Below are 16,907 nucleotides of genomic sequence, written 5' to 3'. Positions count from 1 at the left end.
GTCCTCACTTTACCCTCGCCGTCCTCACTTTTACCCTCGCTGTCCTCGCTTTTACCCTCGCCGTCCTCGCTTTTACCCTCGCTGTCCTCGCTTTTACCCTCGCCGTCCTCCCTTTGACCCTCGCCGTCCTCGCTTTGACCCTCGCCGTCCTCGCTTTGACCCTCGCCGTCCTCGCTTTGACCCTCGCCGTCCTCGCTTTTACCCCCGCCGTCCTCGCTTTTACCTCGCCGTCCTCGCTTTTACCCTCGCTGTCCTCGCTTTTACCCTCGCTGTCCTCGCTTTTACCCTCGCCGTCCTCGCTTTTACCCTCGCCGTCCTCGCTTTTACCCTCGCTGTCCTCGCTTTTACCCTCGCTGTCCTCGCTTTTACCCTCGCCGTCCTCCCTTTGACCCTCGCCGTCCTCCCTTTGACCCTCGGCGTTGGGGTGCATACCTGCAAATTGCACCTTCCTACCTGCAATTTGCTCTACATCTACTTTTTTTAAAGTATTTAGATTTTCGCTAACTAATACCTACCTTTGCGGCTTCATTTTTTTTATACCTCCGTACACAATATGTCGTCTTCTGCTACAAAGCTCTCTCAGGAAATCCAACGCCGCCGCACCTTCGGTATCATCAGCCACCCCGATGCCGGAAAAACCACCCTCACCGAAAAACTCCTCCTCTTTGGCGGTGCTATCCAAATTGCGGGCGCGGTGAAATCCAACAAAATCAAAAAATCCGCTACCTCCGACTTTATGGAAATTGAAAAACAACGCGGTATTTCGGTTTCTACTTCGGTGATGTCGTTTGAGTATCACGATGTGCTCGTGAATATTTTGGATACCCCCGGTCACAAAGATTTTGCCGAAGATACCTACCGCACCCTCACCGCCGTAGATAGCGTGATTTTGGTGATTGACTGCGTGAAGGGCGTGGAGGAGCAAACCGAAAAGCTGATGGAGGTGTGCCGCCTGCGCCAAACGCCCGTGATGGTATTCATCAATAAACTCGACCGCGAAGGTAGAGACCCTTTTGATTTGCTCGACGAATTAGAGAAAAACTCAATATCCGCGTGCAGCCTCTGAGCTGGCTATCGGTATTGGGGCTACTTTTAAAGGGGTGTATTTGCTCTACAACCAAACCCTCAATTTGTTTCGCGGAGGCACTACGCGATTGGTAGATGAGGAGGATATGCTGCGGATTCAAGACCTCGACAGCCCCGAATTGGAGCAGGTGATAGACAAACGCCTCGCCGAGCAACTGCGCGAAGATGTGCAGCTGATAGAGGGGGTATATGACCCCTTTGATGCCGAAGCCTACCGGAAGGGCAATCTGGCTCCTGTTTTTTTTGGCAGTGCGGTGAATAATTTCGGCGTACAGGAGCTTTTGGATACCTTCGTAGAACTCGCACCGCCGCCCCTCCACCGCGAAACCGACACCCGCGTAGTAGCTCCCGAAGAAACAAAATTCAGTGGTTTTATTTTTAAAATTCACGCCAACCTCGACCCCAAACACCGCGACCGTATCGCCTTTTTGCGTATCTGTTCGGGTACTTTTGAGCGCAACACTTTTTATTATCATGTGCGCTCAGACAAAGAAATGCGTTTCAGCAATCCGACCAGTTTTATGGCGCAGAGCAAAAATGTAATAGATGAGGCTTTTCCGGGTGATGTGGTGGGGCTGTACGATTCGGGCAATTTCAAAATCGGCGATACCCTCACCGAAGGGGAAAGAATGATGTATCGCGGTGTCCCGTCTTTTCGCCCGAAATTTTTAAAGAACTCATCAATACCAACCCGCTCAAGAGCAAACAACTCCAAAAGGGTATCGAGCAGCTCACTGATGAGGGTGTGGCGCAATTGTTTACTTCGGTGAAGGGAAGCAAAAAAATGGTGGGTACAGTGGGCGAGCTTCAATTTGATGTGATTAAATACCGCCTCGAACACGAATATGGTGCCGACTGCCGCTTTGAACACCTCAATATCGTGAAAGCCTACTGGCTCACCGGCGACAAGGCGCAGTTGGAGGAGTTTTTGCGCATAAAATCGCAATATGTGGCGATGGATAAAGACGGCTTATATGTGTATCTCGCGCCTTCGGCGTATATAATGCAGATGGAGCAGACGAATTTCCCCAAGCTCACTTTTCATCAAAACTCCGATTTTAAAATGGATTATCTCCAACTTTGACAAAGTTAAAAACAACTCCAAACTACTCGTCCAACTTTGTCAAAGTTCCGAAAACTTTGACAAAGTTAAAAGGCTAAAACTAACATTAAGAATATTCTATAATATAATTCTCAATAGCGTTAGCATCTGAATATTGTTCGTGAAAAGATACATATTGCTTTCTGTTTCCAAACCAATCTAATACCTCCTGACGTGCCAAACGGGTTGCTTTTTCTGCCAATAGACTTGAATAAGAAGAGTACTCATAATCTCTGAAATCTTTAACAAAACCGTGCTTTTGCGGATTAAAGTGGATATAATAAACAAGCCGTGTGAAATAAAAATCCGAATCAATTTCTTTTCGCTCAAAAGGAGTTTCCACCAAAGAGCCTGTTCTGCCCATTGTTTTATTGATACTTTGAGTAAAGCTGCTGAAAAGTCGGGCAAATTGTTTGCTTACAATAAAATCAGGGCTGTGTAATCCTTCAGAGGCTCTATTTTTTTGTGTACTTGTATTGGCAAAATTGGTTAGATAAAATGTTTGAAGTGATTTTTGGGGTTTTACACGAATCAGAAAATGGAAGTGATTTTTCAACAGGCAATAAGCAAAAGTATCTACAACCGGAGATAAATAAAGAGCATATTTACTTAAAAAGAAACGATAATTGCGCTCCTGCTTAAAAATATCCTCGCCGTTGATGCCCTTATTATAAATATGATAAAACCTTTCTGCCGCTAATGGTTTGTAATTATTCATATACAAATTTATTTTTTCATTTCCAACTTCAACCCGTCCAACTTTGTCAAAGTTCTGAAAACTTTGACAAAGTTAAAAATAACTTTTTAACTCCAAACTACCCCAGTTTCAACCCGTCCAACTTTGTCAAAGTACAAACTTTGACAAAGTTAAAAACAACTCCAAACTACTCGTCCAACTTTGACAAAGTTTTCAGAACTTTGTCAAAGTTAAAGTGCTGAACTGACGATTAGCAAAACTATTTTATTCGCCATTCAGCAGCTTTTCTATATCTACCCCATTGTATTGTAATACTCGTAGGGCAGTAATTGCATATTGTTGTACCCTATAGTGCTCCGGAAAATTTTGTGCAATTTCAATAGTTTTCCTTGCCAAAGCAATAGATTTTTCCTTGTTGGGAATGGACTGTAAATAAAAAATACTCAGGTTTATTACGGTCATTGCGACATCGGGCAAATACGCTGCGGGGTTCTCTTTGGCAAGGTATCTTCTTATCTGCAAGGCTTCTTCGTATTTTTCTTCTGCCTCTGCCAATTCATTTTTAGCCTGTTGTAAAGCCGCCAAATTGTTCAAAGTCATTGCGACATCGGGCAAATACGCTGCGGGGTTCGTTTGGGCAAGGTATCTTCTTATCTGCAAGGCTTCTTCGTAGTTTTTGAGTGCTGCCGCAAATTCATTTTTAGCCTTTTGTAAAGCCGCCAAATTGTTCAAAGTAGTAGCCATAGCGGGCAAGTAGGCTGCAAGGTTGGCTTCGGCAAGTACTCTATAAATCTGCAAGGCTTCTTCGTAGTTTTTGAGTGCCTCTGCCAATTCATTTTTAACCTGTTGTAAATTAGCCAAATTGTTCAAAGTCATTGCGACATCAGGCAAATATGCTGCGGGGTTCTCTTTAGCAAGTGCTCTTCTTATGTGCAAGGCTTCTTCGTAGTTTTTGAGTGCCGCTGCCAATTCATTTTTAACCTGTTGTAAATTAGCCAAATTGTTCAAAGTCCCAGCCACATAAGGCAAATACGCTGCGGGGTTCTCTTTGGCAAGTGCTCTATACATCTGCAAGGCTTCTTCGTAGTTTTTGAGTGCCGCTGCCAATTCATTTTTATCCGAATGTAAAACCGCCAAATTGTTCAAAGTAGTAGCGACATCAGGCAAATATGCTGCGGGATTCGCTTGGGCAAGGGTTCTTCTTATCTGCAAGGCTTCTTCGTATTTTTCGAGTGCCGCCGCCAATTCATTGTTAGTCTGTTGTAAAGTTGCCAAATTGTTCAAAGTATCCGCCACATTGGGTAAATAGGCTGCGGGGTTGGCTTTGGCAAGGGTTCTTCTTATCAGCAAGGCTTCTTCGTAGTTTTTGAGTGCTGCCGCAAATTCACTTTCAGCATATTGTAAAGCCGCTAAATTGTTCAAAGTAGTAGCTACATCAGGCAAGTAGGCTACGTGGTTGGCTTTAGCAAGATCTCTATAAATCTGCAAGGCTTCTTGTAAAATTGGTTCTGCTTGCTTGAAGTCATTTTTTACTCTGTGTAACTCGCCCAGATTGTTCAAAGTACCAGCCACGTATGGCAAATAGGCTGCGGGGTTGTCTTGGGCAAGGTATCTTCTTATCTGCAAGGCTTCTTCGTCTTTTTCGAGTGCCTCTGCAAATTCATTGTTATCCGAATGTAAAGCCGCCAAATTGTTCAAAGTAGTAGCCACATAAGGCAAATACGCTGCGGGGTTCTCTTTGGCAAGGCTTCTTCTTATCTGCAAGGCTTCTTCGTATTTTTCAAGTGCCGCCGCAAATTCATTTTTATCCGAATGTAAAACCGCCAAATTGTTCAAAGTAGCAGCCACATCGGGCAAATAGGCTGCGGGGTTCTCTTTGGCAAGTGCTCCATACATCTGCAAGGCTTCTTCGTACAAGGGCTGCGCTTCTTTGTAGGAATTGTGTTTTTGTAAAAAGTAAGCATAAGCAAATAGGTTTTCCACATTTTTATCTGCGCGTAGTGATTGCTCAAAATAAGTTATCGTTTTTTCGTATCTGTCGGGCAGGTTAAAATCGGTTGCCGTCAGGCTGGCGAGGATAAGATATTCATTGGCTTTATCTTGCAGGTTTTGTCGGTTTTCGCTTGCTTTTTGGTCTATTTGTTCTTTTTCGCGCAGCAAGTCGTCCAATTCTCTGCCCATTACTTCTGCATCAAAAACGGCGCGGGCTTTCTCAAATTCGCCCGCATTAAAATGCTGTTTCGCCAAGCGCAGGCGTTCCGTGTCGAGCGGTATGCGCTGGAAATCCTCCGCCAATTTGATGACCGATTTTTTGAGAGCCTCTAAATCTGCTTGTTTTTGGCTGCGCTTTTCATCTATGCGGAGTAGCTCTGCCGGAAAATCCGCATCATCGGGGTATCGCGCTATTTTGGCTGTAATCTTTTGGAATTGCTCGTCCAATTCTCTGATGTCCGCCTCAATAGCTTTGTACTGTGCAGCCTCTTTCAGGTTAATAACCGTGGTATCGCCTACAGTAACATTGCCGCCCGCATCAATACGGGCAGTCACGATATTTTTACTATTTTCTATTTTACTCATTTGGGGAGTGGGTATTGTTGTTATCACCAATCACAACATTTCCACCTGCGTGTATCGTGCCTGTCACTACATTTTTGCTGTTGATGATGTTGATGCTTTTGTCCGTCTTTGCCTTTTCTTGCAACTCCTCATACATCGCCTTCAAGTTTTTTTCATTTTCCGGTTGGTCTTCCAAATGCGAGGCAAGGGCGGTGGCTATCTGTTGCTGCTTAATAGGGCTGTCGGGGTTTTTCATCAAATCCTCAATAATTTTTTCATATTTATTGTCCTCCTTCAAAAACAAAGGGCGTATCCAATGTACGGCAGCATCTGTAAAATCCCCGAAAAAATCCTGTACAGATTGCTGCCCTTTGAGTTTTTTGGCAAGATAGCCCACCAAAGTTGTTATCATTACGTTGTTAGCTTCCATCACATTCATTGCTTTTTTATTTGTATCAAAAAAAATATGGTATATCTGCAAAGCTGCACTGTGAAGTGCAGCCCTGCATTGTACAAAGATAACAAAAAATTACGCAATTACTCCAACTTCACCCGCCCAACTTTGTCAAAGTTCGAACTTTGTCAAAGTTAAAAACAATCCCAAACTACCGCAGTTTCAACCCGTCCAACTTTGTCAAAGTTTTCAGAACTTTGACAAAGTTAAAAGGCTAAAAAGTCGTCTGCTGCACCGTATCCACAAAACATTTTACGGCATCTAAGGGAATATCAGGATACAAGCCGTGTCCCAGATTGGCGATATGGCGTGTGCCGCCGTAAGATTGCAGCATCTGTCGGGTCATTTTCTGCACCTCGTCCAAAGGGGCATACAAAGCGCAGGGGTCTAAATTTCCCTGCAAAACCACCCTGTCTCCCACCAAACGGCGGGTTTCGGCAATATCCATCGTCCAGTCCATACCAATAGCGGCGGCGGCGGTTTGTGCGAGGCTGCGGCGGGCGAAGTGGGCATCTTTCGAAAACAAAATCACCGGAGCCAAAGGAGCAAGGGCGGCGGCAATTTGGCGCAAATAGGGCATTGAAAAGGTTTCGTACAATTCCGGCGAAGCCACACCCGCCCACGAATCAAATATCTGAACGGCATCGGCTCCGGCGGCTACCTGCGCTTTGAGGTAGTTGATGCTGGAGTCGGTAATCATCTGCAAAAGCCGCTGCGCCGTTTGCGGCTCGCGATACAGCAGTGCCTTCGCTTTGGAAAAGGTTTTGGAGCCGCTGCCTTCTACCATATAGCAGTAAATGGTGAAAGGTGCGCCGCAAAAACCGAGTAGCGGCACACTGCCGTTGAGGGCGCGTTTGGTGAGGCGAATGGCTTCGAGGGTATAATCAACGGCATCGGCTTCGGCGATGTGCAAGGTGGCGAGGTCGGCGGCAGTAGCAATGGTACGCGGAAATTTGGGTCCTCGGCTTTCCACCATTTCGTAGGGCAAGCCCATTGCTTCGGGAATAACGAGAATATCGGAGAAGATAATAGCGGCATCAACGCCGAGTTCGTCCACCGGCTGCACGGTAACTTCGCAGGCGAGGTCGGGCGTGGTGAGGAGTTCTTTGAAACCACTGAGGCTTTGGCGCAAGGCGCGGTATTGTGGCAATACACGCCCCGCCTGACGCATCAACCACACCGGCACACGCTCGCAAGGCTCGCCGCGCAAAGTACGCAGCAGCAAATCATTTTTTAACATAAAAAATTACGCTGTGAAAAAAACAATATAAAAAAGACAAGGCACCTGCTTTGCCGCTTAAAAATCAAACAGCTTGGAATACTGATTGCCGCTGCTTTTGCCGTGCTGAATGGGCGCATCTAAATCCACTTCGGCACTGCTGGAATTGCCCTGCTGTACCAAGAGGTTTTTGTCGTTGCCCAATAACATGGAAACGCCTTCTTTTTCCCATTTTTCCAACATTTTCATACCTTCTTCTTCAAACACGCCGTTTTGCAAATCAATAGAATCCATAAAATTGCCACTCATTTCCATAAAACGCTCCATTTCACCTATTTTCATTCCTACATCATCGGCAATGGCTTCGAGGGCTTGGTCAAACATCTGGCGTTTGTCGCTATTGCCCGAAATAATATTGATGGCTGATTTCATGGCAGAGTGGCTGGCGCGTATCATGCTGCGCTCCTGTTTTTTCATTTCCACCTGATCTTTGATGTCTTCGAGTAAAATTTCGGAGTTTTCATACATTTTGCTCAACACCCGATACAAGACTTCCATTTTGCGGTAGAGGTCTTCGTAGCGCACATTGCTTTGTTGCAAACGACCGGCTTTGCGGGTTTTGAGTATCATCATACCCTGCTTGTCGGTTTCTTTGGCTTTGTTTGCCATTTGCAAATTGCTGTTGATTTGCAGTTTATTTTGGTTGATGAGGTCTTTGAGTTTGCGCATTTGCCCGCGCAAAGCACCGATTTGTTTATCCATCTTGCCCAAATTACTTTGTAAATCCTCTACATAAGTATTTAAAACGCCGATAGGGTCTATTTGGACAAACAAGCCCGTAATAAAGCGCATAATGCTTTTATAGACATAAAAAACGAGGTTGCGCATTTTGGGGTCAAGTATCATATACACCAAAGCCGCCAAAACCATCAGGATAACGGCGAGATAGAGGGTGTTGGTAGCCAGAGAAATAAGAATCGGCAAGGCTTTGTAGAGCAAATAACCGCCGCCCAGTGCCAGTCCTGCGGCAAAGAGCATACCTGTTTTACCTTCGGGGCGTTCCCAAAAAGATTTAGGTTTTAGATTGTCTGCGAAATCTTGGTTCATGATTGAGAATAAAGAAACGTATTAAAAAGTTGATAAATCGTTGAAAGGGCTTAAAAATAGCTGTTTTTTATGAAAGGTATTGTTTAATTTTTTGAATATCATTATCCATTTGCTGATAGATGTTTTGATAAGATACTTCAAAATTGTTTTTGGTTTGTGCCAGTTTTTGGGTTATGGAGGCGATGTACTGGTCTATTTCATCAACGGCACTTTGGTCGCGTTTCATTTCTTCGGTGAGGCGTTGAATGGTTTCTGCTTTCTGCTGTAAGGCTTGGCGCAAACGCTCCTGCTCCTGACGTTTGCCTTGTACGTCATTTTCGCTTTTGCCTTTGAGGGCTTCGTCAAAGGTGTTTTTTTCTCTTTCCAATATTTGCACATAGTAAGTAGCACTTTCGAGCAATTTGCTCAAGGATATGCCCATTGTAGAGGCGGTAGCGAAAGCACTGCGGTATTTGGTGGCTTCGTCCATCGGTAAGTTTGCCAAAGCCTGCAAAGATTTTTTGTATTCTAAATAGTCAAAACCGTCCAAATTATTGCTTTCGATGGCTTGGAGGAGCGTAGAAGTTATTTTTTCGTCTATTGTGCCGCCGCCCGCAACAGGCGATGCGTTCACTACCGGCGGCTTGGTGTCGTCTGGTTTGGCATCGGCAGTAGTAGGGTTGTCGGCAGTGGGTTTAGCTTCTGTATCATACACAAAAAGACGCTTTAATGCGTTGAGGTCAAATTTCATATTATGATTTTTATTTTTAAAAAAATTCCTTTTTTACATTATTGAATATGTAGTTTTGTATTTTTTGTAAATAGCAGATTTTCGTTTTAAAAACTTTTCTATTAACCCTGCGGCAATGTTTTTTGTTCCTGCTGCTCAAACATTCTTATTTTAGCTACTGCTGCTTTTGGTTCGGGAATATCAGGTTCTTCGAGGGTCATCAGAATTTCTTTGGTCATGTCGGCAATATTCACCACGCGGTCGGCTTGGCGTTGCACACATTCTTCAAATAAGTTGCGGGCTTCGCGGGCATTGCCGAAAGTTTTATGCGGAGTGCGTGCCAATTCATCAAAAATAAAAGACAGTTTTTCTTCGGCATCTGCCGACAAATGATAGTCGGATTTGCCGGCAAAGAGTTTAAAAATATCCATCAACTCCTGTGCAGTATAATGATTAAAGGAAAAAAAGCGGTTGAAGCGGCTTTTTAATCCCGGGTTGGAATTGATAAAAATCTGCATTTCGTCGGGGTAGCCCGCCACAATCACAATGAGGCGGTCGCGGTAGTCTTCCATGCGTTTGAGCAAAGCCTCCACCGCCTCCGATCCGAAATCGCGCTCATCATCGCCTCTATCCAATGCGTAGGCTTCATCAATAAACAACACGCCGTCTATGGCGGCTTTCACTACGGTATCTACTTTGAGAGCTGTTTGCCCTACATAGCCCGCTACCATACCGGCGCGGTCGGTTTCTACCAAATGTCCTTTTTGCAGCACGCCCAACTGCTTATAAATGCGCCCCAGCAAACGGGCGATAGTGGTTTTTCCGGTACCCGGAGGTCCCACAAATACCGTGTGCAGGGAGCGTGCTGCCGTACTCAGCCCCTGTTCGCTGCGTATTTTTTGCACTTTCAGGTAGTTTATCAGCGATTTAATATCCTCTTTAATGTGCTGCAAGCCGATTAATTCGTTCAGTTCCTTCATCACGGCATCCATAGAGTCGTTGTCGGGTACTTCGTTTTGGCGCACACCTTCTATTTTTTGTTTGGGATAGTGGGTTCGCTGCCATATTTCGGCGAGGGTTTTTTCTTCTTCGGCGGTGAGTGTGCCATCGGCTTTGGCGAGCAACTGCGCAAAGCGATACAGGCAGTCGGCGGCTTTTTCGGCAGCGGGGTGTTGCAAACGATTCAGCAATACGGGCAGCAGGTATTCTTTTTCATAATCTTTACTTACCTTAAAAATTTCGCTTTTTTGCACCACCTCTATATTTTGCTGAAATTTCGGATTCTGCACCATCGCATTGATGCGCTGCAAAGAGAGTTTTTCCGCCATATCGCTGCCCTCGTTGAGCCACTCAAACCAATATGCCAAAGCGAAAGGTTCTTTATAGGCGGCTACATTTTTTTCGGTACGCACTGCCGCCAAGTTCTTATAAATCTTGATGCTGTCGTGGAGCAAGACATGGCGTGAGCGATATTGCTCTGCCAACTCGCCGCTGCCTGCACTCACGCTTTGGAGGGCTGCCAAAAAATCCTTGTCGGCATCTAATTCGGCACATAAAGCCGCCGCCATTTCGCCTTCGGTACGCAGCAATTGCAGATAGGCTTCGTCAATGAGGGTGGCATCGGCTTGTTTTTGCAGGGTTTCGGCTTTTTGGATAAAATCGTTGAGGCGCGTATTTTCTTCCATAAATTTTTGCTCCGACACCGCACCGAATAGTTGAGCCAGATGCGTTTGGGTGACGGCAGGTAGAGTGGTAAACGAAGCGAATGTTTTTTCGTCAGTTATTTCGCCCAATTTTTCTAAGTACAAGCGTATTTCTTTGCCGTTTTCCTGATAGTAAAAATATTTATCGGTGAGCAAAAACCCTTTATTCTGTGTGCCTTCAATGGCGATATATGCCAAGATGATGGTTTCGGCAGAAAGTTGGAGCGAAGGAAAATCGGCGGAAAGACGCGGAATGAGGAGTAAAGGCAGGGCATCGCCTTTGAGCAGTTTTTTTTCGCCGAAATCCTCTTCGGTCAAATATTGTTTGATGAGTTTTTCAAATTGAAGCACTGTCATTGCGAAGTGATATATACTTTTTTTTTAAAAACGACATTGAAATAAAATCCGGTCGGTGTACAGTTGATTTTTTTTGTAAAAAAATACTCACACCCGAAGGCAAAGATAACGATAAATTTATCACATCTAAGATTACCCATACAGGTATTTTATTTTCTTGCAAGCGGTATATATTTCTGCTGTATTTTTAGAGCATTTTACATTTTTTTTGTTCAGATTTATGATGTTGCAGCGTTTTATGTTTAAAAAAAATACTTTTACACAGCAATCGTAAAACCTTTATCAATGATTAAATACATCTGTAAAAAATATGTATTATCTTTATAAAAAAATCATTGTACAACAGAAACCAATCCAAGGCATTATTCGTTATTTTTTTCAACGCTCAAATTTTCTAACCTCATTTTTCTTATGAAACCCTTCCATCTTTTGCTGTGTTTTCTCACTGCAAGTCTGTTTTTTTTTCCTGCCTGTAAACAACACCAAGAGCTGCGCATCGTTGCTACCAATTTCAAAAAAGAAATCAGCCCACAACAAAATCTGCGTTTTACCTTCAACCGCGATCTTGCCACCGAAGCGCAAATAGAAAAATGGGACAGCACCGCGTATATTCGCTTTGAGCCACAGGTAAAGGGTGCGTTTCGCTGGGTTTCTGCCAACGAGCTTATTTTTTCGCCCAACGAGGGTTTTCCCGCCTCCACCGATATTGTAGGCACTGCCACCTCCGAAATATTTAAAAACAGCGAAAAACCTTATAAATTGGGAAAAGAAAGCGTGGTGGAATTTCACACGCCTTATTTGCGCTTGGATAATGTGTATTTGCAATGGCGCAAATCAAAAACCGAACCCGGAGCAGTAGCACTGCAAGCGAATTTAGCCTTTAATTACCCGATGCAGCCCGCCGAAGTCGCCGACCATCTGGCTGCCCGCATCGACGACGACAAAATTCCCATTCAGGTTATCAGCGATAATACCAACAAACACATCGTATCCGAAATGCTCAACGCCGACCGGTCGAGCGAACAAGCCGCCGTGCGCATCGAGGTTGCCAAAGGCATCAAAACGCCCGAAGGTCATTACAGAAGTCCCGATAATTTCAGTGCCGAGTTGCCGCTACCCGACAAAAGCCGCATCGACATCAGCTCCATTTACACCGAACACGACGGTATCAACGGCACTTTGTATGTCGTCACTTCGCAGGAAATCAGCAACAGCGATTTGGCAGGTTTGGTGAGCGTCAGTCCCGAAGTGGAGATAAAAGTGCAGCCCTCCATCAACGGATTTACGGTAGAAAGCAACGAGTTTAGCCCGATGACGGACTATGAATTGCGTATCAATGGCAAATTACAGGGCGTGATAGGTGCGCCTTTGGGCAACGACTACAAAAACACGTTTAACTTTGGAAAACCCGAACCCACGCTGCGCTTTACCGAACAGGCGGCGATTTATATGAGCGCACAGGGAAACCGCAATTTGGATATAGATATTATTAATGTACCGAAAATAGTGGTTCAGGTAGTAAAAGTATTTGAAAACAATATTGCCGCTTTTATGCGCAACGGCGAATCATACGATTATTACAGTGCCAACGACTACGATTATTTTGATTTTTCTTACTATGATACGCAAAAATACGGTCAGAACATTTATACCGACACCATCAGCACCGAAAACCTGCCGCTGTATGGTTCGCGCCGCCTTTTACATTTGGATTTTAAAGACAAATTGCCTCAATGGGACGGTTTTTATGTCGTGCGCGTATCGTCTGCCGAACACCTTTGGATTACCGACTCCAAATTAGTTTCCATTTCCGACATCGGACTGATTGCCAAAGCCGACAAAAACAATGTGTATGTTTTTGCCAATTCCATCAAAACAGCCAAATCGCTGGCGGATATAGATGTTTCATTTATCAGCACCAACAACCAAAAACTAACGACCCTCAAAACCGACAGCAAGGGGATTGCAGTGCTGGAAGATGTGGATAAAAAATTCCCGGGTTTTAAAATAGGTATGATTACCGCCAAAAAAGGCGAAGATTACAATTTTTTGTGGTTTGACAATACATTGATAGATGTAGAACGCTTTGAATTAGGCGGAAAATACCCCAACGAAGCGGGCTACGATGCTTTTTTATACGGCGAACGCAACATCTACCGCCCGGGCGAAACGGTACATATAGCGGGCATTGTACGCGACGAAGCAAATCTTGAAAAAATTCCGGCGGATATGCCTGTAAAAATAAAATGGCTCAATCCGGCGGGCAAAGAAATTAAAACGTTGCGCAAAGTACTCAATCAGGAAGGTTCTTTTGATATAAATTTCGCACTGCCCGCCACCGCTGCCACCGGCACTTATCGCGCCGAGTTATACAGTGCCAACGACATTTTGCTCCATACCAAACCCATCAGCGTAGAAGAATTTATGCCGGAGCGCATCAGAGTAAATGTCAATCTGCCCCAAGAGTCGCTCACGATGGCAGACAGCCTCCTCGTTCAAATTGATGCTGCCAATTATTTCGGACCACCCGCCGCCAACAACAAATACGAAGTAGAGGTACAACTGAAACGCGGCAATTTTTCGCCCAAAGGCTACAAAAACTTTATTTTTAAAAACAATAACGAAAGCTATTTGGACAATCTGTTCAGCGAAGGTGCTTGCGATGCACAGGGCAAAGTACTCGAAACTTTTTCGTGGAAACCCGAATTGCAGGATATGGGCTTGCTGAAAGGAAAAGTGTATGCCACCGTATTTGACGAAAGTGCCCGCCCCGTACATCGTTCCAAAGAATTTGAACTTTATACACAAGATGTTTTTTACGGTATTGGCAATCTTGATTATTTCGCTGCCGTGCGCAAGCCGCTGCAAATTCCTCTGATAGCCCTCACCCCGCAGGGAAAACCCACCTCTGCCACCGCCGACCTGCAAGTAATTCGCTACGACTGGAAAAGCAGCGTAGAGCGCAATCAGCGCGGCAATTACAGCTACAACCCGCAGCGCGAAGAAGTGGTGGTGAGCAGCAAAGAAGTGCGCTTCGACGGCGACATTACCGCTGTGTCTTTTACGCCCGAAGTATCCGGCGAATACGAAGTGCGCATACAAAGAAAAGGAGCTAAAAATTATGTATCACAGCGTTTTTATGCTTACAGCTACGGCAATACCCTCAGCACATCTTTTGAAGTAAACCGCGAAGGAACGGTAGAAATAGAGCTGGATAAAGAAAAATATCAGGTGGGTGATGAAGTAAAAGCCTTGCTCAAAACGCCTTTCAGCGGAAAAATGTTGGTGACGGTGGAGCAAAACCGCGTATTGAAGCATTTTTATATAGAAACCGACAAAAAATCTGCCGAAATCAGTTTTGACCTCAGCGATGCCCACGCTCCGAATTGTTTTATCACCGCCACGCTGTTCAAACCGCATATCAACAACGACCTGCCCATGTTTGTGGCGCACGGCTATAAAAATCTCATTGTCAGCAATGCCGAGCAGCAACTTCCTTTGAGCATCAGCACTGCCACGCAAGCGCGCTCCAAACAAAAACACGCCATTGACATACAAACTGCGCCGCGCGCGCAGGTGAGTGTGGCAGTAGTAGATGAAGGTATTTTGGCTCTAAAAAACTACAAAACACCCGACCCTTTGGCATTTTTTGGTGCGCCGCGTGCTTTGGGCGTACAATCTTACGACCTTTACGCGCTGCTCTATCCCGAACTACGCGCCAATTTACTCAGTGGCGGTGACGGCTACGAGGCTGCCGATGCCGACAAACGCCTCAATCCTCTGAGCAACAAACGCATCAAACCGGTGTCGTTTTGGAGTGGGCTGCTCACCGCCGATGCTTCGGGGAAAATACATTATGAAATAGATGTTCCGCAATTTTCGGGCGAGGTGCGCGTGATGGCGGTAGCCGTAAAACAAAACCGCTACGCCGCCGCCGACACCGCCATCACCATCGCCGACCCTATTGTTATCAGCAGTGGTGCGCCGCGTGTGCTGGCTTTCGGCGACACGCTCCGCCTGCCTGTATCTTTGAGCAATACCACCGATAAAGCGACACAAGGCACAGCAAAAATCAGCGTAAAACCACCCCTGATGCTCTTGGGCGAAAGCAGCAAAACCGTGAGTATTCCGGCAAAAGGCAGCAGCAGCACCGAATTTTTGATTTATGCCCAAAACGGCGAAACGGCGGCGGGCAGTTTACAGGTAAGCGTGCAGGCTCTGGGCGAAACTTTTACCGAAAATATAGATTTGCCGGTGCGGGCAGCTACTTCTTTACAGAAAATTGCCGGAAATGGCGCACTGAAAGGAGGTACGCAGCAAAAAAATTCACTCAACACTACCTTTATCCCTGCCAGTGTAAGCGGAAAATTGCTCATCAGCCGCTTGCCTGTGGTAGAATTTGGCAAGCATTTGGAATATGTAGTAACCTATCCTTACGGTTGCGCCGAACAAACGCTGGCAAGTGCGTTTCCGCAAATTTATTATCCCGATTTGGCACAAAAGATATTGCGCAGCAGCAATGCCATCAACGACCCCAATCCGGCTTATAATGTACAGCAAGCGATTTATAAATTGCAAAATATGCAGTTGTATAGCGGAGCTATCAGCTATTGGCAGGGCGGCGAGCAACCCAACTGGTGGGTAACAGCACAAACCTTGCATTTTTGGTACGAAGCACAAAAAGCGGGCTTTGATGTAAGCCGCAACGCAATGGAAACGGCAAAATATTATCTACAAGAGCGTCTTTCCGAAAAAAGCACTCAAAAATACTATTACAACAACAATGAAGTACGCGATATTATGCCCAAAGAAGTGGCTTATTCTTTATTTGTATTGGCTTTGCTCAATGAGCCGAATATCGCCGAAATGAACGCACTGAAAGAAAATACGGAGAAATTGAGTTTAGACAGTCGCTATGTGCTGGCGGCTACTTATCGGTTGGTGGGCGATGTAAAAACCTACAAATCCCTTTTGCCCGAAGCCTTTGCCAGCGAGCAATCTGTGCCGCAGTTGGGAGGTGCTTTGTATTCGCCTACCCGCGATTTGGCGTTGGCTTTGTATGTGCTCGCCTACACCGACCCCACCGGAGCCGAAGCGGGCAGTCTTAGCCGCTTGCTTTCGCAAGAACTCAAAGACAAAGCCTATCTCAACACGCAGGAAATTACATTTAGTTTGCTGGCTTTGGGGCAAATGGCGCGGCTGAACAAAAACAATACGGCTACCGCCGATATTTACGCCAACGGCAAGAAAATAGCGCAATTTACAGGAGAAGATTTGGTACTGAATTACAGCGATATAAAAGCCAATCAGGTAGAAATTCGCAGCAACGGCAATGGTACTTTGTATTATTTCTGGGAAATGCAGGGATTGAGCAACAGCAACATCGTCCCCGAAGCCGACCGCAACCTGAAAATCGTAAAACATTATTACAATCGCTATGGTCAGCCGATAAATCCGTCACAACTGAAACAAAACGACTTGGTGGTGATAGGTTTGGAAGTGGTTTCTTTGCAAAGAGATGCCGTTCCGAATGTAGCCATTACCGATGTGCTGCCCGCTGCCTTTGAAGTAGAAAACCCCCGCCTCAGCGAGTTGCCCGCTTTGGAATGGGCAAAAAACAAAGCTACGCCCGAATCCTTTGATATTCGAGACGACCGCATTTTGTTTTTTGATACCGTCACCAAAGCACCGAAAGCCTATTATTATATGGCGCGGGTGGTATCAAAAGGAACTTTTGCAGCCGGAACTTACAGTGCCGATGCCATGTATAGCGGCGATTATTATTCCACACACGGTGGCGGCATCTTGCGCGTACAATAATGGAAGATATTAAATTTTTTCCATTATTTTAAAATCATTGTTGTTCGATGGTTCATCGGATTGTTGTTGTAGAACCAGAGTTCTACAACAACAATCA

9 protein-coding genes and 1 pseudogene are annotated in these 16,907 nt (G+C 45.3%); 2 read left to right on the top strand and 8 right to left on the bottom strand.

Annotated elements, in window-relative coordinates; all coding sequences use genetic code 11:
• Positions 1 to 4 precede the first annotated feature (4 nt).
• Positions 5 to 430 (bottom strand): hypothetical protein, encoded by a 426-nt coding sequence (locus tag IPL35_14420; GenBank protein MBK8444522.1) that lies wholly within the window; start codon positions 428 to 430, stop codon positions 5 to 7.
• Positions 431 to 553: 123 nt separating this feature from the next.
• Between IPL35_14420 and IPL35_14415 the strand changes: the two are divergent.
• A pseudogene (locus IPL35_14415) lies at positions 554 to 2,170 on the top strand (peptide chain release factor 3).
• Between the two features lie 85 nt (positions 2,171 to 2,255).
• On the opposite strand, the gene IPL35_14410 reads toward IPL35_14415, so the two are convergent.
• From IPL35_14410 to IPL35_14380, 7 genes are all read right to left on the bottom strand, one after another.
• Complete coding sequence (locus tag IPL35_14410) at positions 2,256 to 2,906, bottom strand: hypothetical protein (GenBank protein ID MBK8444521.1); 651 nt, start codon at positions 2,904 to 2,906, stop codon at positions 2,256 to 2,258.
• 243 nt (positions 2,907 to 3,149) lie between these two features.
• Positions 3,150 to 5,462 carry a tetratricopeptide repeat protein gene (locus IPL35_14405; protein ID MBK8444520.1) on the bottom strand — a complete coding sequence of 771 codons (2,313 nt, stop codon included), beginning with the start codon at positions 5,460 to 5,462 and terminating at the stop codon, positions 3,150 to 3,152.
• Complete coding sequence (locus IPL35_14400; GenBank protein MBK8444519.1) at positions 5,455 to 5,880, bottom strand: hypothetical protein; 426 nt, start codon at positions 5,878 to 5,880, stop codon at positions 5,455 to 5,457. The genes IPL35_14405 and IPL35_14400 overlap by 8 nt, the downstream gene beginning before the upstream one ends.
• Positions 5,881 to 6,109: 229 nt before the next feature.
• A complete protein-coding gene (hemE, locus tag IPL35_14395) occupies positions 6,110 to 7,135 on the bottom strand; it encodes a uroporphyrinogen decarboxylase (GenBank protein ID MBK8444518.1) in 1,026 nt (341 codons plus the stop codon).
• A gap of 57 nt (positions 7,136 to 7,192) precedes the next feature.
• On the bottom strand, positions 7,193 to 8,221 hold the full coding sequence (locus tag IPL35_14390) for a hypothetical protein (protein MBK8444517.1): 1,029 nt from the start codon (positions 8,219 to 8,221) through the stop codon (positions 7,193 to 7,195).
• Positions 8,222 to 8,288: 67 nt separating this feature from the next.
• Positions 8,289 to 8,951: a hypothetical protein gene (locus IPL35_14385; protein ID MBK8444516.1), complete on the bottom strand. Its 663-nt coding sequence runs from the start codon at positions 8,949 to 8,951 to the stop codon at positions 8,289 to 8,291.
• A gap of 101 nt (positions 8,952 to 9,052) precedes the next feature.
• Positions 9,053 to 10,990 carry an AAA family ATPase gene (locus IPL35_14380; GenBank protein MBK8444515.1) on the bottom strand — a complete coding sequence of 646 codons (1,938 nt, stop codon included), beginning with the start codon at positions 10,988 to 10,990 and terminating at the stop codon, positions 9,053 to 9,055.
• A gap of 411 nt (positions 10,991 to 11,401) precedes the next feature.
• Here IPL35_14380 and IPL35_14375 point away from each other — a divergent pair, with 411 nt between their 5' ends.
• Entirely contained in the window at positions 11,402 to 16,810 is a 5,409-nt protein-coding gene (locus IPL35_14375; GenBank protein ID MBK8444514.1) for an alpha-2-macroglobulin family protein, read from the top strand.
• Positions 16,811 to 16,907 lie beyond the last annotated feature (97 nt).

It is taken from the genome of Sphingobacteriales bacterium, assembly GCA_016711285.1.
Taxonomy (GTDB): domain Bacteria; phylum Bacteroidota; class Bacteroidia; order Chitinophagales; family UBA2359; genus JADJTG01.
This window is presented reverse-complemented; position numbering and strand designations above follow the sequence as displayed.

Excerpts from the sequence above, each read along its gene's own strand:
- IPL35_14420 (MBK8444522.1), bottom strand. The coding sequence starts at position 430 with ATGCACCCCAACGCCGAGGGTCAAAGGGAGGACGGCGAGGGTCAAAGG.
- IPL35_14410 (MBK8444521.1), bottom strand. The coding sequence starts at position 2,906 with ATGAATAATTACAAACCATTAGCGGCAGAAAGGTTTTATCATATTTAT.
- IPL35_14405 (MBK8444520.1), bottom strand. The coding sequence starts at position 5,462 with ATGAGTAAAATAGAAAATAGTAAAAATATCGTGACTGCCCGTATTGAT.
- IPL35_14400 (MBK8444519.1), bottom strand. The coding sequence starts at position 5,880 with ATGAATGTGATGGAAGCTAACAACGTAATGATAACAACTTTGGTGGGC.
- hemE (MBK8444518.1), bottom strand. The coding sequence starts at position 7,135 with ATGTTAAAAAATGATTTGCTGCTGCGTACTTTGCGCGGCGAGCCTTGC.
- IPL35_14390 (MBK8444517.1), bottom strand. The coding sequence starts at position 8,221 with ATGAACCAAGATTTCGCAGACAATCTAAAACCTAAATCTTTTTGGGAA.
- IPL35_14385 (MBK8444516.1), bottom strand. The coding sequence starts at position 8,951 with ATGAAATTTGACCTCAACGCATTAAAGCGTCTTTTTGTGTATGATACA.
- IPL35_14380 (MBK8444515.1), bottom strand. The coding sequence starts at position 10,990 with ATGACAGTGCTTCAATTTGAAAAACTCATCAAACAATATTTGACCGAA.
- IPL35_14375 (MBK8444514.1), top strand. The coding sequence starts at position 11,402 with ATGAAACCCTTCCATCTTTTGCTGTGTTTTCTCACTGCAAGTCTGTTT.